The 23386-nt window shown below is 68.5% G+C and carries 21 protein-coding genes; 15 read left to right on the forward strand and 6 right to left on the reverse strand.

Annotated features, from left to right (window positions below; all coding sequences use genetic code 11):
• The first annotated feature begins 77 nt into the window (after nucleotides 1-77).
• Nucleotides 78-1001, forward strand: a complete 924-nt coding sequence (locus ACQPYM_RS13855; RefSeq protein WP_433020345.1) for an AEC family transporter — start codon at nucleotides 78-80, stop codon at nucleotides 999-1001.
• Here ACQPYM_RS13855 and ACQPYM_RS13860 read toward each other — a convergent pair whose 3' ends face one another.
• Both ACQPYM_RS13860 and valS read right to left on the reverse strand, forming a co-directional pair.
• On the reverse strand, nucleotides 1002-1775 hold the full coding sequence (locus tag ACQPYM_RS13860; protein ID WP_433020348.1) for a hypothetical protein: 774 nt from the start codon (nucleotides 1773-1775) through the stop codon (nucleotides 1002-1004).
• 519 nt (nucleotides 1776-2294) lie between these two features.
• Nucleotides 2295-4835: a valine--tRNA ligase gene (gene valS / locus ACQPYM_RS13865; protein ID WP_433020351.1), complete on the reverse strand. Its 2541-nt coding sequence runs from the start codon at nucleotides 4833-4835 to the stop codon at nucleotides 2295-2297.
• A 72-nt stretch (nucleotides 4836-4907) separates the two neighbouring features.
• On the opposite strand from valS, the gene ACQPYM_RS13870 reads away from it, so the two are divergent.
• From ACQPYM_RS13870 to ACQPYM_RS13910, 9 genes are all read left to right on the forward strand, one after another.
• Complete coding sequence (locus ACQPYM_RS13870; protein ID WP_433020354.1) at nucleotides 4908-6272, forward strand: bifunctional folylpolyglutamate synthase/dihydrofolate synthase; 1365 nt, start codon at nucleotides 4908-4910, stop codon at nucleotides 6270-6272.
• A gap of 2 nt (nucleotides 6273-6274) precedes the next feature.
• Nucleotides 6275-6601, forward strand: a complete 327-nt coding sequence (locus ACQPYM_RS13875) for a DUF4233 domain-containing protein (protein WP_433023267.1) — start codon at nucleotides 6275-6277, stop codon at nucleotides 6599-6601.
• 55 nt (nucleotides 6602-6656) lie between these two features.
• Entirely contained in the window at nucleotides 6657-7067 is a 411-nt protein-coding gene (ndk, locus tag ACQPYM_RS13880; RefSeq protein ID WP_433020357.1) for a nucleoside-diphosphate kinase, read from the forward strand.
• A gap of 192 nt (nucleotides 7068-7259) precedes the next feature.
• On the forward strand, nucleotides 7260-8285 hold the full coding sequence (locus tag ACQPYM_RS13885) for a rod shape-determining protein (RefSeq protein WP_433020360.1): 1026 nt from the start codon (nucleotides 7260-7262) through the stop codon (nucleotides 8283-8285).
• A gap of 4 nt (nucleotides 8286-8289) precedes the next feature.
• Nucleotides 8290-9216, forward strand: a complete 927-nt coding sequence (gene mreC, locus ACQPYM_RS13890; RefSeq protein ID WP_433020363.1) for a rod shape-determining protein MreC — start codon at nucleotides 8290-8292, stop codon at nucleotides 9214-9216.
• 60 nt (nucleotides 9217-9276) lie between these two features.
• Nucleotides 9277-9810, forward strand: coding sequence for a rod shape-determining protein MreD (gene mreD / locus ACQPYM_RS13895; protein ID WP_433020366.1), 534 nt, complete (start codon nucleotides 9277-9279; stop codon nucleotides 9808-9810).
• Nucleotides 9807-11864, forward strand: a complete 2058-nt coding sequence (gene mrdA, locus ACQPYM_RS13900) for a penicillin-binding protein 2 (protein ID WP_433020369.1) — start codon at nucleotides 9807-9809, stop codon at nucleotides 11862-11864. Before mreD ends, mrdA begins: the two co-directional genes overlap by 4 nt.
• The gene (gene rodA / locus ACQPYM_RS13905; RefSeq protein WP_433020372.1) at nucleotides 11861-13027 is read left to right on the forward strand and encodes a rod shape-determining protein RodA; all 1167 of its coding nucleotides are present in this window, start codon (nucleotides 11861-11863) and stop codon (nucleotides 13025-13027) included. Before mrdA ends, rodA begins: the two co-directional genes overlap by 4 nt.
• A 138-nt stretch (nucleotides 13028-13165) precedes the next feature.
• Nucleotides 13166-13906, forward strand: coding sequence for a hypothetical protein (locus tag ACQPYM_RS13910; protein WP_433020375.1), 741 nt, complete (start codon nucleotides 13166-13168; stop codon nucleotides 13904-13906).
• Between the two features lie 33 nt (nucleotides 13907-13939).
• On the opposite strand, the gene ACQPYM_RS13915 is transcribed toward ACQPYM_RS13910, so the two are convergent.
• On the reverse strand, nucleotides 13940-14398 hold the full coding sequence (locus tag ACQPYM_RS13915) for an Lrp/AsnC family transcriptional regulator (RefSeq protein WP_433020377.1): 459 nt from the start codon (nucleotides 14396-14398) through the stop codon (nucleotides 13940-13942).
• 79 nt (nucleotides 14399-14477) lie between these two features.
• On the opposite strand from ACQPYM_RS13915, the gene ACQPYM_RS13920 reads away from it, so the two are divergent.
• Complete coding sequence (locus tag ACQPYM_RS13920) at nucleotides 14478-14888, forward strand: DUF2000 domain-containing protein (protein ID WP_433020380.1); 411 nt, start codon at nucleotides 14478-14480, stop codon at nucleotides 14886-14888.
• A gap of 131 nt (nucleotides 14889-15019) precedes the next feature.
• Here the strand turns inward: ACQPYM_RS13920 and ACQPYM_RS13925 are convergent, their stop codons facing one another.
• A complete protein-coding gene (locus tag ACQPYM_RS13925; protein WP_433020383.1) occupies nucleotides 15020-16204 on the reverse strand; it encodes a lytic polysaccharide monooxygenase in 1185 nt (394 codons plus the stop codon).
• 181 nt (nucleotides 16205-16385) lie between these two features.
• Nucleotides 16386-17351 carry an asparaginase gene (locus ACQPYM_RS13930; protein ID WP_433020386.1) on the reverse strand — a complete coding sequence of 322 codons (966 nt, stop codon included), beginning with the start codon at nucleotides 17349-17351 and terminating at the stop codon, nucleotides 16386-16388.
• Nucleotides 17352-17428: 77 nt separating this feature from the next.
• Between ACQPYM_RS13930 and ACQPYM_RS13935 the strand changes: the two genes are divergently transcribed.
• From ACQPYM_RS13935 to ACQPYM_RS13950, 4 genes are read left to right on the forward strand one after another with little or no spacing between them, the layout of a single operon-like run.
• Complete coding sequence (locus ACQPYM_RS13935; RefSeq protein ID WP_433020389.1) at nucleotides 17429-17839, forward strand: tautomerase family protein; 411 nt, start codon at nucleotides 17429-17431, stop codon at nucleotides 17837-17839.
• Between the two features lie 9 nt (nucleotides 17840-17848).
• Complete coding sequence (gene pcaD, locus ACQPYM_RS13940) at nucleotides 17849-18607, forward strand: 3-oxoadipate enol-lactonase (RefSeq protein WP_433020391.1); 759 nt, start codon at nucleotides 17849-17851, stop codon at nucleotides 18605-18607.
• Between the two features lie 34 nt (nucleotides 18608-18641).
• Entirely contained in the window at nucleotides 18642-20912 is a 2271-nt protein-coding gene (locus ACQPYM_RS13945; RefSeq protein ID WP_433020394.1) for a P-loop NTPase fold protein, read from the forward strand.
• A 41-nt stretch (nucleotides 20913-20953) separates the two neighbouring features.
• Nucleotides 20954-22885: a TIGR03960 family B12-binding radical SAM protein gene (locus ACQPYM_RS13950; protein WP_433020397.1), complete on the forward strand. Its 1932-nt coding sequence runs from the start codon at nucleotides 20954-20956 to the stop codon at nucleotides 22883-22885.
• 16 nt (nucleotides 22886-22901) lie between these two features.
• Here ACQPYM_RS13950 and ACQPYM_RS13955 read toward each other — a convergent pair whose 3' ends face one another.
• On the reverse strand, nucleotides 22902-23348 hold the full coding sequence (locus tag ACQPYM_RS13955; protein ID WP_433020400.1) for a hypothetical protein: 447 nt from the start codon (nucleotides 23346-23348) through the stop codon (nucleotides 22902-22904).
• Between the last annotated feature and the right edge of the window lie 38 nt (nucleotides 23349-23386).

The raw sequence follows: 23386 nt of genomic DNA on the forward strand, positions 1-23386 counted from the left end.
CGTCAGTAACCTGCGGGTGAATGGTTTCGTATACGATCGCCGGAGTGACGAAGCCGCCGAAGGTCTGACCCGTACCGATGTCTGGTGTTGTCGCCGCTTTCGTCGCCCTCGTCTCGGTCGCCGTCCTGGGATATCTGGTCGGGTTGTTCGGCGTACTGCGCTCCGAGGACGAGCTGGTCCTGTCGCGGCTGGCGTTCTTCGTGGCGACTCCGGCGTTGTTGTTCACCACCGTCGCCCGGGCGGATCTGCACGCGATCTTCTCGCCGGTTCTGCTCACCAATCTGGCCGGCATCTTCGTGGTACAGCTCTTGTACCTCGGTGTGGCGGTGCTGATCTGGCGACGGAGCCGCCCGGAGGCGACGATCGGCGTACTGGCTGCTTCGTACGTGAACGCGGGAAACCTAGGTGTGCCGGTTGCCGTGTACGTGCTCGGCGATGGCGCGCTGGTGGCACCGATCGTGCTGTTCCAGTTGCTGGTGATGGCGCCCGTTGCGTTCGCAGTACTGGATGGGGATCAGCAGGGGAGTGGGCGGCGTGTGCCGTTGCGGACGCTGCTGACCCGGCCGTTGCGGAATCCGTTGACCGTCGCGTCGCTGCTTGGGTTGCTCGTCGCGGCCGTCGGGGTCGACCTGCCGGCGTTGCTGATGCGTCCGATCGATCTGGTGGCCGCGGCTGCGGTGCCGGTCGCGCTGGTGGCGTACGGGCTGAGCCTGAGCGGGGCGAAGGACTCAATCAGCCTTGACCGGGACGCCGTACTGGCCGTCGCGCTGAAGACGTTCGTGCAGCCGGTGGTGGCCTTCGCCATCGGTCGGTGGGCGCTCGGGCTCGAAGGTACTGCGTTGCTCGCGCCCGTGCTGCTTGCCGCGCTGCCGACCGCTCAGAACGTCTACGTGTACGCCGTTCAGTACCGCACGGCGCGGAGGCTGGCACGCAGTGCGGTACTGCTGAGCACGTTGCTCTCGATCCCGGTGATGATCCTGATCAGCGGGTTGCTCGGCTGACTACTTCAGCGCGGCGAAGGCTTCGTCGGCGAGCGGGCCGACCTCGCTGGAGCTCACGCCGTCGTTGGCCGCCTGGGCGATCACGGTGAGGGTGTTGGAGCCGCGGTAGCACTGGGTGGGCAGCTTGGCGTTGGACTCCACGCAGGTGGCCTCGCCGACCTGCTTGACCAGATCGGGGGTCGCACCGGAGTCCTTGATCGTCTTGTCGATGTCGACCTTGCCGCGCAGGGCGATCATCACGAACAGCCGCTGGCCGTCGAGATTCCCGTACGCCTCGACGGTCGCCTGCTTGCCGTCGTTGATCCGGCTCAGTGCGTCGCGGGTCTGATCCAGCTTCAACTGCTCACGGATCTGCGGGTCAGTCACCCGATCCAGCCCGGCCAGCTTCGCCGGCGGCTCGATCCCGCGCGCGGTGTTGAGCCGGCTCATCGGACCGAGCCCGGCGAAGTACCCAACCGCTGCCACCACCAGCAAAGCCAGCACGATCCCGCCGACAGTAACCCACGGATTCCGCCGCCACTGCACCTTCTTCAAAACCCGCCAAGGCGCCTTCCACCAAACCCCCTTGGCCTCCACCTTCGTACCAGTCGCCGACTCTCCACCCGCAGAGCCGTCCGCTTTACCGGAGCCGGAGCCCGAGCCGGAGGATGTGGAGGCCGCAGAGCTGTCCGCTTTGCCGGCGCCGGAGCCGGAGCTCGAGCCGGAAGCGGTCGCGGAGGCCTTCACGGGGCCGTCGCCCTGGCCGGCTGAGCCCGAGCCGACCGGAGGAGCCACCGAGGCTCCCTCGGACGTCGACGTGGTTGCAGCTTGCCTCTGCTGCGGTGCGGCCTTCACGGAAGGGGTGCTCGGACTGGGGGTGCCCGCGGCTGCCGGAGGGGCCGCCGAGGTTGCCGGAGGAGTCGCCGGTGTTGCCGGAGGCGTGGGGTCAGCTGGCTGCTTGGGTGCGGAGTTCGTGGGAGGGGTGCTTTGGCTGGGGGTGCCTGCGGTTGCCGGGGGAGCCTCGGTGGGGGTGGCCGGCTGCTGGGGTGATGCGGGGGTGGCGGGAGTGTTCGGCTGGGTGGGGCGGTCGTCCGGGGCGGGGGTGGGGGGAGTGGGCATGTGTGGTGCTCCTCGCGGGCGCTCGGACGGGGTCGCCGGGGGGACGGGCTGGGGCTAGACCGATGGTTTCATATCAGGACAAGGGTGATGCCGCAGCGTAGTCGGTCCGGTGAAAGCAGTAGCGCCCGCCTCCGGAGAAGCGGGCGCCACCAGCTGCAGGAGCTCGGAGCGTTGCGGTGAGCGGGACCGTGGAGCTCAGAGAGTCGCGATGACTGAGACCGAGTCGGAGTCGTCGGGGCTCCAGAGGATTTCGCCGGTGATGCGGCCGGCGGCTCGGAGGTCGACCTCGGCGCGCTCGGCCAGGGTCAGCCGTGCCGCGGGTCCGCTGACCTCCGCCTTGGAGACCTCGGTCTTCATCGACACCTGCGCGGTCGACTTGGCGCCCCGGATACCCGCGAGCACCTCGGCGACCGCGTCGAGAACAGCCGGGTCCTGCTCAGCCGCAGCGACGTCGACCTCCGCGACCGGCCAGGACGTCTGGTGGATCGAGCCTTCCTGCCACCACGACCAGACCTCTTCGGTCGCGAACGGCAGGTACGGCGCGAGCAGCCGAAGCTGGACCGACAACGCGACAGCCAGCGCCGCCTTGGCCGAGGTCGCGCCCGCCTCGCCGTGGCCGCCGTACGCGCGCTCCTTGACCAGCTCGACGTAGTCGTCGCAGAAGGTCCAGAAGAACCGCTCGGTGACCTCGAGCGCGCCGGTGTAGTCGTACCGCTCGAAGGCGGCGGTGGCGTCGGCGATCACCTTGCGGAGCTGGGCCAGCATCGCCAGGTCGACCGGCTCGGTGACGGCACCGGCGTCCACCGAGGTGGCACCGAAGCCGAGCACGAACTTCGACGCGTTCAGGACCTTGATCGCCAGCCGGCGGCCGACCTTCATCTGCGACTCGTCGAAGGGCGAGTCGAGTCCCGGCCGGGCCATCGCGGCGCGCCAGCGGACGGCGTCCGAGCCGAACTTGTTCAGGATGTCGTCGGGCAGCGCGGCGTTGCCCTTGGACTTGCTGAACTTCTTCCGGTCCGGGTCGACGACGAAGCCGGAGATCATCGAGCGCTTCCACGGCAGCGTGCCGTTCTCGAACTGGGCGCGGACCACCCGGGAGAACAGCCAGGTCCGGATGATGTCGTGCGCGTGCGTGTTCAGGTCCATCGGGAACGTCCGGGCGAACAGGTCCGGGTCGCGCTCCCAGCCGCAGACGATGTGCGGGGTCAGCGACGACGTGGCCCAGGTGTCCATCACGTCCGGGTCGGCCTGGAAGCCACCGGGCTTGCCGCGCTGCGACTCGTCGAAGCCGGCCGGAGCCTGCGACGTCGGGTCGATCGGCAGGTCCTCCTCGCGTGGCATCAGCGGGTGGTCGTAGTCCGGCTCGCCGTCCTGGCCGATCGGGTACCAGACCGGGAACGGGACGCCGAAGAAGCGCTGGCGGGAGATCAGCCAGTCACCGTTCAGGCCCTCGACCCAGTTCTGGTAGCGGTGCCGCATGTGCTCCGGCACCCACTCCTCGCGCTGACCGAGCTCGACGAACTCGGCCCGCAGGTCCTCGCTGCGGCCGCCGTTGGCGATGTACCACTGCCGGGTGGAGACGATCTCCAGCGGCTTGTCGCCCTTCTCGAAGAAGTTCGCCATCCGCTGGGTCGGCTTCGGCTCGCCGTCCAGGTCGCCGCTCTCGCGCAGCTTCTGAACGATCAGCTCCCGCGCGCTGAACACGGTCTTGCCGGCCAGCTCGGCGTAGAGCTCAGAACCCTCGAGCCACTCCGGGATATCGCGCAGCAGCCGGCCGTCGCGGCCGATGACGGTCCGGACCGGCAGCTGAAGCTCCCGCCACCACTGGACGTCGGTGAGGTCACCAAAGGTGCAGCACATCGCGATGCCCGCGCCCTTGTCCGGCTCGGCGGCTTCGTGCGCGAGGACCGGCACCTCGATGCCGAACAGCGGCGAGCGGACCGTAGTACCGAACAAATCCTTGTAGCGCTCGTCGGACGGGTGCGCGATCAGCGCGACGCAGGCCGGGATCAGCTCGGGCCGGGTGGTCTCGATGTAGATCGGGCCGTCGGCGCTGTGGAAGGCGATCTTGTGGAAGGCGCCCGCATACTCCCGGGCCTCCAGCTCGGCCTGCGCGACCGCGGTCTGGAAGGTGACGTCCCACAGCGTCGGGGCCTCGGACAGATAGGCCTCGCCGCGGGCGTAGTTGCGCAGGAAGGCACGCTGGGACGTACGCCGGGAGTCGTCCGAGATGGTCGTGTAGAGGTAGCTCCAGTCGACGCTGAGGCCGACCTGGCGCCACATCCGCTCGAACGCCTGCTCGTCGATGTGGGTCAGCTCACCGCACAGCTCGACGAAGTTCTGCCGGCTGACCGGGATCTGCTTCTTCGGGTCCGGCTTCTCGGGCGGCACGAACGACTCGTCGTACGGCAGCGTCGGGTCGCACCGGACGCCGTAGTAGTTCTGCACCCGGCGCTCGGTCGGCAGGCCGTTGTCGTCCCAGCCGATCGGGTAGAAGACCTTCTTGCCCCGCATCCGCTGGAAGCGCGCGATCAGGTCGGTGTGGGTGTAGCTGAAGATGTGCCCGACGTGCAGCTTGCCCGACACGGTCGGCGGCGGGGTGTCGATCGAGTAGACGTCCGCGCGCTCGGCGGTCCGGTCGAACGCGTAGGTCTGCTGTTCCTTCCATACCGCAGCCCACTTCTCCTCGAGGCCTTCGAGGGTGGGCTTGTCAGGAACGCGGGACGTCTCGGTCATACGGCAATCCTAGTGGTTGTCAAGGGGTGCTTCCGACCGGTTTTCCACACCCCCTTCTAGACTGACGGTCTGATGAGCGACCTCTCGTACGCCGAAGTGTCGGCGAAGCTCCAGGCCCGCTGGCCGGAGAACAAGATCGATCCCACCCTGGACCGGGTCCGGCGGCTGGTAGAGCTGCTCGGCGACCCGCAGAAGACCTACCCGGTGGTGCATCTGACCGGGACCAACGGCAAGACCTCCACCGCGCGGATGGTGGACGCGCTGCTGCGCGAGGCCGGGCTGCGGACCGGGCGGTTCACCAGCCCGCACCTGGAGACGGTCCGCGAGCGGATCACGCTGAACGGCGAGCCGATCGACGAGCAGCGCTTCGTCGAGGTCTACACCGAGATCGAGCCGTACGTGAACGTGGTCGACTCCGAGAACGAGCACCCGCTGTCGTTCTTCGAGGTGATCACCGCGATGGCCTTCGCCGCCTTCGCCGACGCGCCGGTCGACGTCGCGGTGATCGAGGTCGGCCTGGGCGGCACCTGGGACTCCACCAACGTCGCCGACGGCATCGTCTCGGTGATCACCCCGGTCGCCGTCGACCACGCGCACATCCTCGGCTCGGATCCGGTCACGATCGCCGGTGACAAGTCGGGCATCATCAAGCCGGGCAGTACCGCGGTGCTCGCACAGCAGAGCCCCGAGGTCGCCGAGGTGCTCCTGCGCCGGGCCGCCGAGGTCGGCGCCCAGGTCGCCCGCGAAGGGCTCGACTTCGGCGTGGTCAGCCGCTCGGTCGCGGTCGGCGGCCAGCTGATCTCGTTCCAGGGACTCGGCGGCGAGTACGACGACATCTTCCTGCCGCTGCACGGTGAGTACCAGGCCCACAACGCGGCGACCGCGCTGGCGGCCGTCGAGGCGCTGCTCGGCGCCAGCGCGCAGAACATCGGCCAGCGGATGACCCGCGAGCTGGTCGAGGCCGGCTTCGCCGAAATCACCAGCCCGGGCCGGATGGAGGTCGTCCGGACCAGCCCGACGGTCATCGTCGACGCGGCGCACAACCCGCACGGCGCCGAGGCGACCGCGGCCACCGTCACCGAGGCGTTCGCCTTCAACCCGCTGATCGGCGTCCTGGGCTGCATGAAGGACAAGGACGTGTACGGCGTACTGGAGGCCTACGAGCCGATCATGGAGACCGTGGTCTGCACCCGGAACTCGTTCACCGAGCGGTCGATGCCGGCCGAGGAGCTGGGCGAGCTCGCGGCCGAGATCTTCGGCGAGGACCGGGTCCTGGTCCGGCCGAAGTTGCTGGACGCGATCGACGACGCGATCCGGCTGGCCGAGGAGAACGCGCTCGCGATGGGTACCGGCGGCGTCCTGATCACCGGCTCGGTGATCACCGCGGGCGAGGCCCGCACGCTGCTGGTCCGCAAGCCGGCCGGGGAGAAGCGGTGAGGATGCTCGCCGGGATCGTGCTCGGCTTCGAGTTCGTGATCCTGGCTCTGGTCACCCCGGTGATGATCTCCGTCTCCGATGTCGACCCCAGTACTGCGGTCCCGCTGTGCCTGGGGCTCGCGGTCCTCGCGCTGGTCGCGGCGGGGCTGCTCCGCTTCCGGATCGGCCTGATCCTCGGCTCGGTCATCCAGGTCGCCGCGATCGGACTCGGCTTCGTTGTACCGGTCATGTTCGTGCTCGGCATCGCCTTCGCCGGGTTCTGGGTGGCCGCGATCGTGCTCGGCCGCCGGATCGACGAGGCCAAGGCCGCCCAGGCCGCGGCCGGTTGACGCACTAGGCTCGGCGGCAGCAGACCGCCTGAACAGCATCGGAGAGAGAACAGACATGTCGCAGCGCACCCTCGTCCTGCTCAAGCCCGACACGGTACGCCGTGGCCTGGTCGGGGAGGTTCTCGGCCGGTTCGAGGCCAAGGGCCTGACCATCGTCGCGATGGACCTGCGCACGATCGACGGCGACCTGGCCGACCAGCACTACGCCGAGCACGTCGAGCGGGACTTCTACCCACCCCTGCGCGACTTCGTCACCAGCGGCCCGCTGGTCGCCCTGGTCCTCGAAGGCGACGAGGCGGTCGAGGTGGTCCGCGGTCTGAACGGCGCGACCGACGGCCGCAAGGCCGCCCCCGGCACCATCCGCGGCGACCTCTCGCTGTCCAACCGGGAGAACCTCGTGCACGGCTCCGACTCCCCGGAATCGGCCGATCGCGAGATCAAGATCTGGTTCCCCGACCTGCCGTAGTACCGGCCGCAGTACCGGGCCGCAGTACCGGCCGGCCTGCCGTAGTACCGGCGATGGGGCCGGTTGGACGCGGGCGGTGAAAGGACCGATACGATGCGTCGTGGGCTGACGGGTCGTGTCGGTCCCCGGGTGGCGATGGGTCCGCGCTTAGCCTGAGATTCCCGGGACTCGAGCAGCGGGAGGGCGTCCGAGATGGCGAACAGCATGCTCGGCCGCGACATGGCGGTCGACCTCGGTACGGCCAACACACTGGTCTACGTGCGCGGCCGCGGCGTGGTCCTCAACGAGCCGTCGGTGGTGGCGATCCGGACCGACGAACCGCGCGAGGCGGTGGCGTTCGGGGCCGAGGCGAAGAAGATGATCGGCCGGACGCCGGGCAACATCACCGCGATCCGGCCGCTCAAGGACGGCGTGATCGCCGACTTCGACGCCGCCGAGCAGATGCTGCGGTACTTCATCCAGCGGGTGCACCGCCGCCGGTACTTCGCCAAGCCGCGGATCGTGGTCTGCGTGCCGTCGGGCATCACCGCGGTGGAGCAGCGGGCCGTCCGCGACGCGGGGTACATGGCCGGCGCGCGCAAGGTCTACATCATCGAGGAGCCGATGGCCGCCGCGCTCGGCTCGAACCTCGAGGTCCGCGACGCCACCGGCAACATGGTGGTCGACATCGGTGGTGGCACCACCGAGGTGGCGGTGATCTCGTTCGGCGGGATCGTCACCAGCCAGTCGATCCGGGTGGCCGGTGACGCGATCGACAAGGCGGTGGTGAACTACTGCAAGAAGGAGTACTCGCTGATGCTCGGCGAGGCCACCTCCGAGCAGATCAAGATGACCATCGGCTCGGCCTTCCCGAGCTCCGACGGCCCGGACTCCGAGATCCGCGGCCGGGACATGATCTCCGGGCTGCCGCGGACGGTGAAGGTCTCCTCGGCCAGCATCCGGCAGGCGATCGAGGAGCCGATCACCGCGATCGTCGACGCGGTCAAGGCCACCCTGGACAAGACCCCGCCCGAGCTGGCCGGCGACATCGTCGACCGGGGCATCGTGCTGACCGGCGGCGGCGCGCTGCTGAAGGGCATGGACGAGCGGCTGCGGCACGAGACCGGGATCCCGATCCACGTCGCCGACAACCCGCTGGACGCCGTCGTCCTCGGCGCCGGCAAGTGCGTCGACAACATCGAGACGCTGAACCGCATCCTCGTCACCGACCGCCGCTGAACCCATGCTGAAAGATCTCGGTACGCCGGCGCGGGGGCTGGTGCGTTCGGCCGGGTTGCCGCGGGAGATCCGCCGTCGGCGGACCGTTCTGGTGCTGGTCATCCTGGCGTCGTTCACGCTGATCGTGCTGGACGCGCGACGCTCGGCCGGCTCACCGGTCGAGCCGCTGCGGCACGCTGCGGCCGTCGTTTTCGGCCCGCTGGAGTCGACGGCGACCAACGCGCGGCAGCCTGTGGACAACCTGCGCGACCGGTTCGCCGAAATGGATAGATTGAAAGCAGAGAACGAAAAACTCAAAGCTGACAACGAGAAACTGGTCAGCGATCTGAGGACGACGGACTACGCGCGCAACCGGGCCACCGAGCTGGACCGGTTGCTGAAGGTGGCACCGAAGTACACGGTGACCCCGGCGCGGGTGATCGGGCTGGGGAGCGCCCAGAGCTTCAACCACACAGTGACCATCGATGCCGGCACGGCGGACGGGGTGCGACCGGACATGACAGTACTGAACGGCGACGGGCTGGTGGGCCGCGTCGTGCGGACCACCGAGGCCACCGCCACGGTGCTGCTGATCGGCGACCGCAACTCCACCGTCGGTGGCCGGCTGAACGCCACGATGGCGCTCGGCTTCGTCTCCGGGCGGGGCGAGCTCGGCTCGTCGGCGGCGCTCGACTACAAGCTGGTGGATCTGAAGGCGCGGCCGCGGGTGGGGGACCGGATCGTCACCTGGGGCTCCAGCGGCAACGCGCCGTACGTGCCTGGTGTGCCGATCGGCGAGGTCACCTCGGTGACCGCGGTCCAGGGCGCGCTCGGCTCGACCACGCTGGTGAAGCCGTTCGTCGATCCGACGCGACTCGACCTGGTCGGCATCGTCACCGGCCCACCCGCCCGAGCACCACGCACCACGATCCCGCCGGCAGGTGCGCGATGACCGGCTCCAGTACGGAGAAGAGCCGAGCGTCCGGGGCGCGATCGGCGGAGGGGCGCTGAGATGCCGGCTGTTCGGATTGGGCTGGCGGCTCTGTTCCTGATCGTCGCGGTCACCGTGCAGACCTCGTTGCTGCCGCACATCGCGGTCGCCGGGGTGAGTTGTGATCTGGTGATGATCGTGGTTGTCGCGCTCGCGCTCTCCCGCGGCGCGGAGTGGGGCGCGATCGCAGGCTTCCTGGGCGGCCTGATGCTCGACGTGGTGCCGCCCGCCGATCACACGGCCGGCCGGTGGGCGCTCGCGCTCGCTCTGTCCGGGTACGTCGCAGGTCTGGTCCGGCGCGAGACGTCGGCCGCCCCGGTGGGCCCGCTCGCCGTCGCGCTGACCGTAGTACTGGGTGCTGCACTGTCTTTGACTGTGTACTCCGCGACTGGGTCGCTGCTGCACGATCCCGCGGTCGACTGGGGTGAGTTCGGGGTCCGGCTCGGCATCGCCGCCGGGTACGACGTGGTCGCCGCGATCGTGGTGATCCCGCTGGTGATGTGGGTGCTGGGACGCGTCGTACCGGCGCGCGAGCGGCGACGGGTGCTGTCATGAGTTTCGACAGCTTCAACCCGGCGCCGCTGAAACCGCGGTTGCGCCTGTTCGTGATCCAGGTGCTCGTCTTCTCGCTGATGTTCACCCTGCTCGCGCGACTCTGGTACATGCAGGTGATGTCGTCCGACGACTACTCCCAGGCCGCCACGGAGAACCACACCCGCGAGGTGCTCGTCCCGGCACCACGCGGCACGATCGTGGATGCGGCCGGGCGGACGCTGGTCGGCAACCGGGTGTCGCTGGTCATCACCGTGGACCGCTCGGTGCTCGCGAAACTGCCGGACGGTGAGCAGCAGGCAGTGCTGGCCAGGCTGGCGAAGGTGCTGGGCCAGAAACCCAAGGACCTGGCCGCGCGGACCATGCTCTGCGGCGAGCCCGGTGCCTCCAAACCGCCGGCCTGCTGGAACGGTACGCCGTACCAGCCGATCCCGGTCGCGAAGGACGTCAGCGCGCAGGTCGCGATCGAGGTGATGGAACGCCGCGAGGACTTCCCCGGTGTCGCGGCCGAGTCGGCGACCCTGCGCGCCTACCCGGCGCCGTTCAAGATGAACGCGGCGCACATCCTCGGCTACCTCTCGCCGATCACCACCGGCGAGCTGGACGATCTCGACAAGGCCGGGCAGGACTCCGTGCCGCACCGCTCGGACCTGGTCGGCCGGGCCGGCGTCGAGCGGACCTACGACCAGTTGCTGCGCGGGACGCCGGGCGTCAAGAACGTCATCGTCGACGCGGTCGGCTACACCACCGGGATCGAGAAGCAGACCGCGCCGGTGCCGGGCTCGACCCTGATGACCAGCATCGACGCCCGCGTCCAGGCCAAGGTCGAGGCCGAGTTGCGCGGCGCGATCATGACGGCGCGCAAGCAGTACGACAAGATCACCAAGAAGAAGTACGTCGCCGACTCCGGCGCGGCCGTCGTGATGGACACCAAGACCGGCCAGATCGTCGCGATGGCGAGCTACCCCAACTACGACCCGGGCGTCTGGGTCGGTGGCATCTCGCAACGCGAGCTCGACGCGCTCTACTCGACCAAGGCCGGGACGCCGCTGGTCTCGCGGGCGTTGCAGGGTCAGTTGGCACCCGCTTCGACCTTCAAGGTGATCACCACCGCGGCCGCGCTGGCCAACGGCTACGGGCCGAAGAGCCGGCTGGACTGTTCGTCGTTCTTCGAGGTCGGCGACCGCCGGTTCAAGAACTACGAGTCGGCTTCCTACGGGATGATCGGCTTCGACCAGGCCCTCGCGCTGTCGTGCGACACGTTCTTCTACCGGATCGCCTACGCCCTGTGGCTGAAGGCGGGGGGCAACTCCGGCGACCTCGACGCGACCGACCCGCTGGTCCAGATGGCGCAGAGCTTCGGCCTCGGCAAGCCGACCGGGATCGACCTGCCCGGCGAGGTGTCCGGCCGGATCGCCGACCGGAAGTGGAAGAAGGAGTACTACGACGCGCAGAAGGACTACTACTGCAAGCTCGCCGACAATCCGCCGGCCGGCACCTCACCGTTCCTGAAGCAGTTCTCCCGCGAGTTCTGCGTCGACGGCTACCGCTACCGCGCCGGTGACGCGGTCAACTTCTCCATCGGCCAAGGCGACACCACTGTCACGCCGCTGCAGATCGCCACGGTCTACGCGGCGCTGGCGAACGGCGGCAAGCTCTGGGAGCCGCGGGTGGCGAAGGCGTGGATCGGTCCCAACGGCAAGGTCCGGCCGGTCCCGTCGAAGCTCGCGTCCAGGCTTCCGGTGCCGGCCTCGACGCTGCGCCTCATCGACAGGTCACTGGCACAGACTGCCAAGACCGGTACGGCGGCCTGGAAGTTCACCGGCTTCCCGCTCGACCAGGTTCCGATCCGGGCCAAGACCGGGACGGCCGAGGTCTACGGCAAGCAGACCACCTCCTGGATGGCCACCTACACGGACCGCTACTCCGTCGTGATGATGATCAGCCAAGCCGGGACCGGCTCGGGCGCCTCCGGTACTGCGGTCCGCCACATCTACGAGACGCTCTACAACATCAAGCCGCCGGTGGTTCCGCCCGCCAAGCAGGCCGCGCGATGAGTCTGCTCACGCCGATCCGGCAGTCCCGGCCCCGAGCTGACCGGCGCTCAACGCTCTGGCAGGTCGACTGGGTGCTGGTCATCGGGGTGCTGGCCCTCTCGGCCATCGGCGCACTACTGATCTGGTCAGCGACGCACCAGCGCACTTCCCTGACCGACGGCAACCAGTACGCGTTCCTGGTCCGGCACGCGCTCAACTTCGCGATCGGGCTGGTCCTCGCGGTGCTCGCCGCCGTCACCGATCACCGCCGCGTCCGCATCCTCACCCCCGTCCTGTATGCCGCGTCGGTGGTCGGGCTGATCCTCGTCCTGGTGCCCGGCGTGGGCGCGTCGATCAACGGTTCACGGTCCTGGATCCAGCTGCCGTGGATGTCGATCCAGCCGAGTGAGTTCGCCAAGCTCGCGGTGATCGTCGGGATGGCGCTGCTGATCGCGGAGAAGGGCGAGACGAACCATCGCGAGGCGCGCACGATCGACATCGCACAGGCCATCGCGGTGGCCGCGATCCCGGTGATGCTGGTGATGCTGCAACCCGACCTCGGCACCGTGATGGTGCTCGGCTCGATCGTCTTCGGCATCATCGCGGTGTCCGGCGTACCGAAGCGGTGGATGCTCGGCATCGTCACCGCGGCGACCGTGATCGCGGTGCTCGCGATCCAGTTCAACGTGCTGAAGCAGTACCAGCTCGCCCGGTTCACGGCCTTCGCCGACCCGTCCCAGGACCCGCAGGGCATCGGCTACAACGTGAACCAGGCCCGGATCGCGATCGGCAACGGCGGCGTCTTCGGGCAAGGCCTGTTCCACGGCTCGCAGACTCAGAACGCGTTCGTCCCCGAGCAGCACACCGACTTCGTCTTCACCGTCGCGGGGGAGGAGCTCGGCCTGATCGGGGCCGGCGCCATCATCTGCCTGTTCGTGCTGATCCTGTGGCGCGGGCTGCGGATCGCGGTGAACGCCCGGGACGCGTTCGGCCGGCTGATCGCCACCGGCGTGGTCTGCTGGTTCGCCTTCCAGGCCTTCGAGAACATCGGGATGACACTGGGCATCATGCCGGTCACCGGCCTGCCGCTGCCGTTCGTCTCCTACGGCGGCTCGTCGATGTTCGCCGGCCTGCTCGCGGTCGGCCTCCTGCAGAACATCCACCTGCGATCCCACCAGGTGTAGGGCAGGGCGTGCCTGGCAATTCCCTGCAGTCGCGAGGAGGTGCCGTGCCGAGTGCCGCGCAGCACGCAGGGAAGTGCCAGGTACGCCCTACGGGGTACGCTTCAGCTTCCCTGCGCTCTCGACGGTTCTGGATGGGTCATGAAGCTCGCGTCGTCGTTCCCGCTCGTCCTCGCTGCCGCCGTCTCGCTGTCGCTGACCGCCTGCGGTGGGGACAATCCGGACAGTTCAGCCAGGCCCTCGTCGACACCTTCGGTGGTCGCGACCCCGACGGACAGTACGCCGACCGAGACGCCGACCGAGACCGGACCGGTCAAGCGCACGAAGGCCGAACTGACCAAGGCACTGCTCGACCTGAAGGACCTGCCGAGCGGCTTCACCACGGACAACGACGAGCACACCCTGGTGTTCTCGGCGCCGACGAGCAAGTGCAAGACGCTGGTGAAGTACCTGAACGCCGACGAGGCTCCGGACTCCAAGGTCAATGCGAACAGTGCGTTCGCGGGCGGCCAGGAAGGCCCGTACCTCGACTTCGGGCTCGACTCGATGAACACCTCGAAGGCGGTCGGCAAGCTGCTGACGTCGTACCGGGAAGCCGTTGCCTCGTGCAAGAAGGTCAATCTGCGCTTCAACGGTCAGGGCTCCACCTCGATGGAAGTGGTTGAGCTCCAGGCGCCGGAGTTCGGCGATACCCCGTTCGCCTTCAAGCTGACCGGGGTCAGTGGGCCGAAGAAAGGCCTCGAGTTCGCCACCGCGGTGAGCGGCCTCGGCGACGTCGCCCTCACGGTCGCCATCCTGGCCGGCCAGCCGGGTGAACTCGACAGCGCCACCGAAGCAGCCGTCGAGAAGGCCCGCATCGTCCTCGAGAAGCCCGGCGGCTGAACCCACGCCCGCCGGAGAGCGTCGCGGGCGGGGTCAGCGGGATGGGAGGGGCAGGACTGTGGTGCGGCGGTGGTGTTCGAAGACGACCGAGCTGCGGATGTCGGCGATCTCCTGGCGTTTGGCCAGGCCGAGGACGAAGTCGCGCAGTGCCTGGGTGTCGCGAACCGCGACGTGCGCCAGGAAGTCCGAGCCGCCGGAGACCATGAACATCGCCAGCGTCTCCGGCAGGCCCTGGACGTACGACTGGAACGTGGTCGCCACCGCCATCGCCTGCGGCCGGAGCTTGATCGAGATGATCGCCTGGGTGGAGCGATCGATCGCCGCCAGATCCACCTCGGCGTGGAAGCCGCTGATCACACCGCGCTCGCGGAGTCCACGGACGCGTTCCAGGCAGGTGGACGGGGCGATGCCGAGTTCGGCGGCCATCTCCCGGTTGGTGCGGCGGGCGTCGTTCTGCAGCATCCGCAGGAGCGCCGTATCAAGTTCGTCCATGCGGGTCAGTTTGGCAGATCTGCCGAACATCGTTCGGTAGGAGAGTCTGGGATCCGTCCAGGCGGCTAGCGTTCTCGCTGTGGAGGCGAACAAGGTAGTTGTCATCATTGATCCGGACGCACCCGTCGGAGTGGCGCTCAATGCGGCCGCCCTGGTCGGCGTCGGACTCGGCGCGGAGCTCCCGGACATGGTCGGCGAGGACTCGCGGGACGGCTCGGGGCACGCGCATCCCGGGATCTGTGTCCACCCGATCCCGGTACTGAAGGCCGACGCGGCGCGACTGGTCGAGCTTCGCGAAGCCGCGGCGGCCCGTGAAGGTGTCGTGGTCCACGACATCAACCAGGTCGCACAACGAGCGAGGACCTACGCGGAGTACCTGGCGACGATGAGCGGGACCAAGGCCGAAGACCTCGTCTACACGGCCCTGGCCATCCACGGCCCCCGCCGAGCAGTCGACTCCCTGACCGGAGCGTTGGCCCTCTACCGCTAGGCGAGCCGGCCCCTGGCGCTAGGCGAGTCAGTCCCGCCGCTATCCGCGAGTTTGAATCCGTCCGGTCCGCCGGAGCGGATCGGACGGATCATGAGCGACAGCGAGATCACCGTGGTGCGTGTGAGTGGCTGCTACTTTCCGTGGTGCTTCGAGTGGTCATGGTGCTTCGAGTGGTCGTGCCGGAGATCCCCGAATGCCTGGAAGCTGGCCAGGATCTGCATCAGGACCCCGTCGCTGCGGCCGGCCGGTGCTTTCGCCGCCTCGGCTGGTGCTGCGGGCTTGCAGGCGACCAGGTCGGTCGGTGGCGGATTCGTGCCGGTGTGCGAGCCGTTGAAACCGAACGTCACCGACTCGCCCGGTTTGATGACCGAGTTCCAGGAGGCATTGGAGGCGATCGCCCCGGTGGCGCCGTTGTTCACCACGGTGGCGTCCCATCCTTCGCCCACCACTCGTTGGCCGCTGGGCCAGGTCCACCGCACGGTCCAGCCATTGACCGGGTTCTGGCCGGTGTTGGTCACCCGCACGCTGGCCGTGAAGCCGTTGTTCCACTGGCTCGGCGTGGAGTAGGTCACCGAACAGGTGGTCGGCGGCGGGGGAGGCGTTGGCGTCGGCGTCGGAGTCGGCGTGGGCTCGCCCGCATCGGTGGTCAGGTTGACGTCCGCGCACTGGTAGAACGCCTCCGGACTGTCGCTGCGCTGCCAGATGGAATAGATGATGTGGCGTCCGGTCTTGTTCGCCGGCAGCGTGGCCGGCCAGGTCCATTCCGGACCGTACGGGCCGTTGCCGTTCAGGGGCGGGTTGGTCACCTGGTTCCACGGCGCCGGTTCCAGGTCCGACCAGCGCAACGGCTGGTTGATGTCCCAGCCGTCCCTGGTGATGTACTGCGTCCAGGTGCCCGGATGTGGCGCCCACGCGTTGTAGCGGATGGTGATCGTCGCACCGGGCCGGATGGTGGTGGTCGGCCAGTCCGACCGCGCGGCCCGTAACTTGGCGAACCGCGCGTCGGGCCCGCACAGGTTGCCGTCCGGGATGATCTCGCGGTGCCGGCCGCCGGCGTTGCTGATCAGGTTGCCGAACCAGTTCCAGAACGGATAGCGGTCGCCGGTGTTCCAGGCGTCCGCACACGCTGGGTTGGTCGGCTTGAGGTCGCCGCCGTTACCGCCTTCCTTGCCGTCGACGTAGCACAGGTAGGTCCGGCTGCCAGGAAAGGTGAAGGCACCGTGGGCGTGGGCCGCCGGTGCCGGCAGCGCCACCAGGAGCGCGCCGGTGACGCCGGCCAGTGCGCACGCCAGCGCAGTGTTGCGGAAGAGCCTCACGGTAATCCCTCCTCACCGCCGGGGAAGCTGCAATTACGTCTCATCGGAGACCGTCCTCTCGAAGCCATGGGGCGGGCTGCCTTCGTGGGTGCCCGGAAGTCTGGGAGCGCTCCCAACTAATGATAAGAGGGTCGCCGTGGCCTGTGTAGGGCCTTAAACGTTTCTAGGACCGGGCAAAGCGCTAGATCGTTGGACGGATCTCTCCCACGGAACGGCCGCCGCCGAGGACCGGCAGCTCGATCAGGGCTCTGGCGGGGCTGACGTCGAGGCCGCACTTCTGCAGCAGCGTGAGGGCCAGCGCGGTGGTGGCTCGTGGGTTGCCGTCGATGACCTTCACCGCGACAGCGTGACCGTCCGGAGTCGCCATCGCGATCACGCCTTCCGCGCCGCCCTTGGCGACCACACCGGGGAGTAGCCGCATGACCTCGCTGTTCTGATGCCCCTTGCCACCAACGAGTTCCGGGTGCTCGCGCATGGCACGCGCCACCCGGCCGGCCGCAGTACCGGCTGGTGCTGTGGCGAGGTGGCTGAAGGCGCGCGCGAGGCCGGACAGCGGCATGCCGAGCAGGGGAGCGCCGCAGCCGTCGACGGTCACGATGCCGGTCGAGGATTCGGTCAGCCGCTCGACCGCGGCCGCGATCGTCTGCTGGACCGGGGAGCCCGCGTCGAGATAGCGAGCCGGGTCTTGGCCTTGGGCAACAGTTGCCTTGAGCATCGCGGCATGCTTGCCCGAGCAGTTCATCCGGACCCTGTCCGGTTCGATGCCCTCGGCAATCAACCGGAACCGGGTCGGCTCGTCCTCCGGCCGGTCCGGCGGGCAGCGCAGAGCATCGCGCTCGAGTCCGGCCGACGCCAGGATCCGGTCTACCACCGCGACATGCCGATCCTCACCGGTATGACTCCCGGCCGCGATCGCGGCCTCCTCGGCGTCGACGTCGGCACCGGCCTCGAGACATCCCACCGCCTGCAACGGCTTGGCGGTCGACCGCGGCAGTACGACGGCCTCCACCTCGCCCGCCGCGAATACCTGCTTGCCGTCGGGATCCAGCGCCACCGCCAGCCCGAAGTGCCGGCTCTCGACAAACCCGCTCCGCACCACTTCCGCCAGTTCGGCCACCGAGGTCAGCCCGGGTACGCCGTCCATCATCAAGCAGCTCCTCAACTCGCTAGTGCCGGACTGCGCATACTAGTAGGTACAAAGAGACAGAAGAGGAGAACCCTGGAATGCCGTTCGTCCGCATCGATGTCATGAACTCGGCCACCACGCCCGACCAGCTCGACGCCCTCGGCCGAGCCGTCCGCGACGCGATGGTCGAAACCATCGGCATCCCGCCGGACGACTGGTTCCAGGTCCTGACCGGCCACGACGGCACCACCAGCACGCTTCGCTACGACGACTACTTCGGCATCCCTCGCGACGACGGCATCGTGCTCATCGCGATCACGATGCGCGCCGGCCGCACGTCCGAGCAGAAACAGGCCCTGTACCGGCGTACGGCGGAGCTTGCGCAGGAGTACGCCGGGACCGAGCCGCGGAATGTGTTCATCACCGTGACGGAGAACCACTCGATCGACTGGTCACTCGGTCACGGACTCGCGCAGTACGTCGCCCCGCCGGAGGGCGATGCTTCGTAAGGTAGGGACATGCGACTCAACTACCAGGCGACCGGTCCCGAGGACGCGCCCGTGCTGCTGCTCGGCTCGTCACTCGGTACGACGCACGCGATGTGGGCACCGCAGCTGGAAACGCTGGCTTCCCGGTTCCGGGTGATCGCGTTCGACCATCGCGGCCACGGCGACTCGGAGGCGCCGGACGGCCCGTACGCGATCGAGGATCTCGGCGGGGACGTCGTCGAGCTGCTCAACGAACTGCTGGTGGAGAAGGCGTCGTACGCCGGGATCTCGATCGGCGGTTCGGTCGGGCTGTGGCTGGCCGAGAACGCGCCGGACCGCTTCCACCGGTTCGCGCTGCTGTGCCCGCCGGCGTACCCGGCCGCTGGTGCGCAGATGTGGACCGACAGGGCCGCGCAGGTCCGCGCCGAGGGCACCAAGGCGATCACCGAGCCGACGCTGAGCCGTTGGTTCCTCCCCGAGTACGCCGCTGCGCATGCCGCGGAGGTCGACGTCATCCGGCAGCAGCTGCTCGCCACCTCGGACGAGGGCTACGCGTCCTGCTGCGAAGCCCTCGGAGCCATGGACCTCCGCCCGGCGCTGGGAGACATCACCGCGCCCGTACTCCTCGTGACCACCGACTCAGACCAGTCCGTCCCACCCGAAACCGTGGTCGAACTCTCCGCCCAGATCCCAGGCGCCCACCTGGAGTTCATCGAAGGCGCCGCCCACCTCGTGACCTACTCCCACCCCGACTTGGTCAACCACCTCCTCATGTCCCACCTCACCTGACCAAGAACCACTAACCTGCGCACGGGAGGCCCGAATGGCAGCGCAGGAACAGGTGGTCGTAGAAGTCCAGGGACGCCGCGTCGAGCTCGTCCTCGGCGACCTCTTCGAAAGCAATGCCGAGTACTTGGTGGTGCCCTGCAACACTGCTGGTCGCTCGTCGCCGGGGTTCACGGAGAGCCTGGCCGAGCGCGGGATCGAGGTGTCGACCACTCGCATGGAGCCCGGCGGGGTCACGCTGATCAGCCCGAGCGCTGACAGGGGGCAGGGCATCATGCTGGCGGCGGTAGTGACGTCGCCGGAGTCTGCCGAACAAGACGTGCGGACTGCCGCGCGCAGGGTTGGCGACCTGGTGACTGGCGACGGCAGAGTCGTCGCGTTCCCGCTCCTCGGCACAGGCCCCACCGACCGGCTGGCGCCGGAGGTCTCACTGACAGCGATGGTCACTGGCTACCAGCCTGGCCCACTCAGCATTCACGTTCTCGACCGGCACGTCTTCGAGAGCCTGATCGACTTCGCAGGCAGGCAGACGGGCACACGCGCCAAGCAAGCCGGCACGCGCACTCAACGCGCCTCGACCCGACCGTCGTCTCCCTCCTCGAAAAGCTCCTCCGCCGCCGATCCCGGCTCCTCCGCTGAGTCCACCCAAGCTGAGCCCACCCAAGCTGATGGCATCGAGCAGCAGGCTGTGCCTACTCATACCGATGGGCCGGCTCGGGTCGATGAGTTGGGGCGCCTGGGGTTCGCTCGGGTGTTGGCTCAGCGGATTCGGGACGCTCGGAAGGAAGAGACCGCCAGCAGCCAACGGTTTCCCGATCCGCGGGCCCCGCGCGGTGGCGCCTTCATCATGCATCTGCATGCGCCCTGGGGTGCCGGCAAGACCTCTGTTCTCAACTTCCTCCGCGACGAATTGCGCGAAACCGATGAGACCTCGGGCGTGAAGAGGTCGGTCGTGGTGGAGTTCAATGCCTGGCAGCACCAGCGCATCGCGCCGCCGTGGTGGTGGCTGCTGACTGTCCTGTACGGCGATGCGTTCCGCGACCTCTGGTCCCACGACAAGCCGCGCGCCCTCCGGCTCTGGTTCCGCGAGGGACTGTGGCGCCACAAACCCGGCTGGCCCGGCTATGTCGCGCTGCTGCTCGTCGTCGTGGCTGCCCTCTCGGGCTGGCAGGCGGGCTGGTTCGACGCCGTCGGCAAGGAGCTGTTCTCGCCCGACACGGTCAAGGGCGGTTTGGTCACCGCCGCGGCCGTCATCACGCCCGTGCTCACCATCTGGGGCCTGCTGCACGCGATGGGCCGTTGGGTCTTCAGTACGTCGGCCAGAGGCGCCAAGAGGTTCATGGCGAACACCAGCGACCCGATGCGGTCGGTGCAGAAACACTTGGTCGACCTGACCGACTGGATCCACTACGACATCGTGGTGATGATCGACGACCTGGACCGTTGCAAGGGCCCGTTCGTCGTGGAGTTGCTGGAGGGCATCCAGACGCTGTTCCGCGACGTACCGGTGACGTACGTGATCGCCGCGGATCGCGACTGGCTGGCGGACAGCTACGCGGCGGAGTACTCGGGATTCGTCAGTGCCGCCGGTGACGCCGGGCGGCCGGTCGGCTACCTGTTCCTGGAGAAGACTTTCCAGATCTCGACCGGCCTGCCACGCTCCGGGGACCTGGCCGACACGTACTGGACGCGACTTCTCCAGTCGTCGAGCCTGCCGGACACCCGAGAGTTCAAGGAGGTCCGCGCCGCGACCGACCGTCTGCTGCAGGGCAAGACCGGAAAAGCACTCCGCGACGAGGTGATCGCAAACCCGGGCAGTACGGTGGCCGAGGTCCAGGCGCGGTTCGAGGCGGTCGCGGTCGAGATGGTGAGCGAACGCGCACAGCAACAGTTCAAGCACACGCTGGCACCGTTTCGCGACCTGCTGGGTTCGCGACCCGAATCCTCGCGCGATGAAACGCCTGGTCAACGCCTATGGCATCGCCCGCGGGATCGAGACCCTCCACGGCCTGAACCTGGCAGTCGACCACCAGAACGAGCAGGAAACCGCTCTCTGGACCATCCTGATGCTGCGCTGGCCCAAGCTCGCCGGTCACCTCGGCCGTTACCCCGAACACCTGCAGTACGTCGGCGCCGCGGACCCGCCCGCCGCCGTCCCCGCCGATCTCCGCCCGCTCTTCGCCGACCCCGAAGTCGTGAACGTCGTCCGGGGCGAAGGCGTCGACGCCACCCTCACGGCCGCGTTCCTGGACAGGTCACCCCTGCACTGAGACGGCGCGATGCGGGCGCAAGTGGTCGGCGGCGTTAGGCTGGTGGCGGCCTGGTTTGCGTCGAGTGGGAAGTTCTGTGATGACTGTTGAATCGTTGTTTCCGCGGCTGGAAGCGCTGCTGCCGACTGTGCAGAAGCCGATCCAGTATGTGGGCGGTGAGCTCAACTCGGTCAGCAAGGACTGGGACTCGGTGAGCGTGCGCTGGGCACTGATGTACCCGGACGCCTACGAGGTGGCCCTGCCCAACCAGGGCGTGCAGATCCTGTACGAGGTGCTGAACGAGCGCGAGCACACCCTGGCGGAGCGGACCTACTCGGTCTGGCCGGACATGGAGAAGGTGATGCGGGAGCACCAGATCCCGCAGTTCACGCTGGACAGCCACCGGCCGGTGCGGGCCTTCGACGTCTTCGGGCTGTCGTTCTCCACCGAGCTCGGCTACACCAACATGCTGACCGCGCTCGACCTGGCCGGTATCCCGCTGTACGCCGTCGACCGCACCGACGAGGACCCGATCGTGCTGGCCGGCGGCCACGCCGCGTTCAACCCCGAGCCGATCGCGGACTTCATCGACGCGGCGGTGCTCGGTGACGGCGAGGAGATCGTGCTGGCGATCTCCGAGCTGATCCGGGAGTGGAAGGACGAGGGCAGCCCGGGCGGCCGCGACGAGGTGCTGCACCGGCTCGCCTCGACCGGCGGTGTCTACATCCCCAAGTTCTTCACCGTCGACTACCTCGACGACGGCCGGATCAAGCGGGTCGCGCCGAACCGGCCCGGCGTACCGTGGCGGACGGCCAAGCACACCGTGATGGACCTGGACGCCTGGCCGTACCCGAAGAAGCCGCTGGTACCGCTGGCCGAGACCGTGCACGAGCGGTACTCCGTGGAGATCTTCCGCGGCTGCACCCGGGGCTGCCGGTTCTGCCAGGCCGGGATGATCACCCGCCCGGTCCGGGAGCGCAGCATCACCACGATCGGCGACATGGTCGAGAACGGGCTGAAGCAGTCCGGGTTCGAGGAGGTCGGGCTGCTCAGCCTGTCGTCCGCCGACCACAGTGAGATCGCCGAGGTCGCGAAGGGTCTCGGCGACCGGTACGAGGGCAGCAACGTCTCACTGTCGTTGCCTTCGACAAGGGTCGACGCGTTCAACATCACGCTGGCCAACGAGTTCTCCCGCAACGGCCGGCGCAGTGGTCTGACGTTCGCCCCGGAGGGCGGGTCGGACCGGATGCGCAAGGTGATCAACAAGATGGTCAGCGAGGAGGACCTGATCCGCACCGTCGCCGCGGCGTACAGCCATGGCTGGCGGCAGGTGAAGCTGTACTTCATGTGCGGTCTGCCGACCGAGACCGACGAGGACGTGCTGGCGATCGCGGACCTGGCCAAGCGGGTGATCGCGACCGGCCGCGAGGTGTCCGGCCGCAACGACATCCGCTGCACGGTGTCGATCGGCGGGTTCGTGCCGAAGCCGCACACGCCGTTCCAGTGGGCCTCGCAGCTCGGGGTCGAGGAGACCGACGCCCGGCTGGCCAAGCTGAACGCGGCGATCCGGTCGGACAAGAAGTACGCGAAGGCGATCGGCTTCCGGTACCACGACGGCAAGCCGGGCATCATCGAAGGTCTGCTGTCCCGCGGCGACCGCCGGGTCGGCCGGATCATCGAGCAGGTCTGGCGCGACGGGGGCCGGTTCGACGGCTGGAGCGAGCACTTCTCCTACGAGCGCTGGATCGCGTCCGCCGAGAAGGCGCTGGCCGGCGAGCCGGTCGACCTCGCCTGGTACACGACGCGCGAGCGCGAGTACGCCGAGGTGCTGCCGTGGGACCACCTGGATTCGGGGCTGGACCGCGAGTGGCTGTGGGAGGACTGGCAGGACGCGCTCGAGGAGGACGGCGCGATCGAGGTCGAGGACTGCCGCTGGACGCCGTGCTTCGACTGCGGCGTCTGCCCGCAGATGGGGACCGAGATCCAGATCGGCCCGACCGGTAAGAAGCTGCTGCCGCTCTCTGTCGTCTGAGCCAGGGTGGTCCGAGTCAGGACGTCGGGTCGCCGTTGACGTGGTCGCGGCGCCTCAGCAGGCGCCGGGCCGCGACGTGGTTGTTGTCGGCGGCCATCCGGTACCACGGTTCGGCGGCATCGATTCCATCGCGTTCCTCGACCAGGCCGGCCAGTTCCCACATCGAGTCGACGTCACCACGGTCGATCGCGAGCAGCAGCAGCCGTTCGGCCTCGTGGGGGTCGTCGGCGTCCTTCGCGATCAGGGCGAGGGCCAGCAGCCCGCGGGGATCGCCCGCCTCGGCGGCCGCGCGGGCGGCTTCCGGCGTACGGAAGTCGCGGCGGCTGGACCGGAACCAGGTCCAGATCGCGGTCAGCACGCAGAGCACCCAGAGTCCCAGCCCGACCTCGAGCATCGCCATGTTGTCGGTGAGCACCCCGGCCAGACTGAATCCGGCCGCGGCAGCGAACACGAACAGTGTCATCGCAGGATCCTCTCCCCAGCCCCGCGCCGCCCCCCGGC

It is taken from the genome of Kribbella sp. CA-294648, assembly GCF_050943845.1.
Taxonomy (GTDB): Bacteria; Actinomycetota; Actinomycetes; order Propionibacteriales; family Kribbellaceae; genus Kribbella.